This is a genomic window from Pedobacter sp. 01T416_2, assembly GCF_056398925.1.
Map to the genome: position 1 here is coordinate 1 of NZ_JBFTQI010001014.1, position 1,710 is coordinate 1,710.

The 1,710-nt window shown below is 38.2% G+C and carries 3 protein-coding genes; all 3 read right to left on the reverse strand.

The features are described 5' to 3' along the window. Positions 1 to 749, reverse strand: a 749-nt coding sequence (locus tag AC1DPQ_RS26855) for an ATP-binding cassette domain-containing protein (RefSeq protein WP_477611444.1), incomplete at its 3' end; no start/stop codon positions are given. Then, on the reverse strand, positions 749 to 1,012 hold the full coding sequence (locus AC1DPQ_RS26860) for an Imm32 family immunity protein (RefSeq protein WP_477611445.1): 264 nt from the start codon (positions 1,010 to 1,012) through the stop codon (positions 749 to 751). The genes AC1DPQ_RS26855 and AC1DPQ_RS26860, both read right to left, overlap by 1 nt. Continuing rightward, a partial coding sequence (locus tag AC1DPQ_RS26865) for a 3'-5' exonuclease (RefSeq protein ID WP_477611446.1) occupies positions 1,013 to 1,710 on the reverse strand: 698 nt, incomplete at its 5' end. It abuts the gene before it with no gap.

The window sequence follows — 1,710 nt, forward strand, 5'->3', positions numbered from 1 at the left end:
GTGTACGGGTGTTGTGGATTTTCGAAAATAGATTTCGCTGGGCCTTGCTCTACAATTTCGCCTTTGTACATTACAGCAACTTCATCGGCAATTTCATTTACTACGCCTAAATCGTGCGAGATAAAGATCATCGCCATATTCCGTTCCTGTTTCAGTTTTAACAGAAGCTCTAAAATTGTTTTCTGAACGGTTACGTCTAATGCCGTTGTGGGTTCATCAGCTATTAATAATTTTGGATCACAGCTTAATGCCATGGCAATCATTACCCTTTGCTTTTGCCCGCCTGATATTTGGTGTGGGTAACTATCAAATATTTTTTCTGGTCGGGGTAATTGCACTTCATTAAATAATGCGATGGTATGTTTTCTGGCTTCCGCTTTATCTACCTTTCGATGCAACATAATGGCTTCTGCCACTTGGTACCCGCAGGTGAAAACGGGATTGAGCGAAGTCATGGGTTCCTGAAAAATCATTGAGATCTGGTTTCCCCTGATCTGGCGGATTTCGTTTGAGCTGAGATTGAGCAGGCTAATGTCTTCAAAATCTATTTCTCCGGTAATTTTTGCGGCACGTTCATCATGCAAGCGCATAATAGAGAAAGATGTAACTGATTTTCCAGAACCAGATTCGCCAACAATACCTAAAACGGTTCCTTTTTTTACATTAAAACTGATCTGTTTTACAGCTTTAAACCAAGTTTTTTCGTCCTGGTTATAAAAATCGATATTTAGGTTTTCTACGTTTAGCATCAAATTTTTGATATAATAAGCTCATTTGAACCTGTTTCCAAACTATCATAATCGTCTAAATGATAGTGACAACCAATTGGGGTTTCATCTTGTGCTAAGGAAAGTAGCTGTTTTGCAAGGGAAATGAGTCCTTCTTTATTTGCATGAATCTGGATTTGATTTTCAATAATATCTGTTTTGAGAATGAATCCATCTACCCAGCTAGATTGCAACCCTACCTTATCATTATATTTTGGGATTTCCAGTTTTACTTCGACCATCATTTAGGATACAATTGTAATGTTTTCTGCCGGAATTATATTCATACCTTTAAATTTTAACAGTACCTGGGCGGTAGTAATTACATCTTTCTGGCAATAGGTAACAATTCTATCGAGATTTTTTTCTTCATAATAAACCTGCCTTACCTGCGCGCCGTTGATATCATCTTTAGGTGTAGGAATATCTAAAATAGCGGCCAGCAGGTTTAACGAAGTAAAATGTTTGTAATCGCCGAATTTCCAAAGTTCCATCGTATCGATATGGTTTACTTCCCAGGGTTTTTTGCCCGAAAGCTGCAATTGAACCGGAATTTCTATGCCGTTAACCAATAACCGTCGGCATAAATAGGGGAAATCGAATTCTTTTCCATTGTGCGCACAGAACATTAAGGTAGGCATTTGTTTACTCAATAAAGCAGAAAACTGTAACAGCATTTCTTTTTCATCATGGCCAAAAATAGATTTGATGCGCAAAGAGCAGGATTCGTTCTGTACACTGAAAATGCCCATGCTGATGCAGATAATCTTACCGAATTCGGCCATAATGCCTGCTTTTTCATAAAATTCTTCAGCAGTTTGGTCTGAACTTCTTTGATAATGTGTTTTCTGCTCCCAAAGTTCCTGAAAATGCGGGGGTACATCTTGAAAAGATGGATATTGAGGTACAGTTTCGATATCGATAACCATTACCTGATTGAGAT

Excerpts from the sequence above, each read along its gene's own strand:
- AC1DPQ_RS26860 (WP_477611445.1), bottom strand. The coding sequence starts at position 1,012 with ATGATGGTCGAAGTAAAACTGGAAATCCCAAAATATAATGATAAGGTA.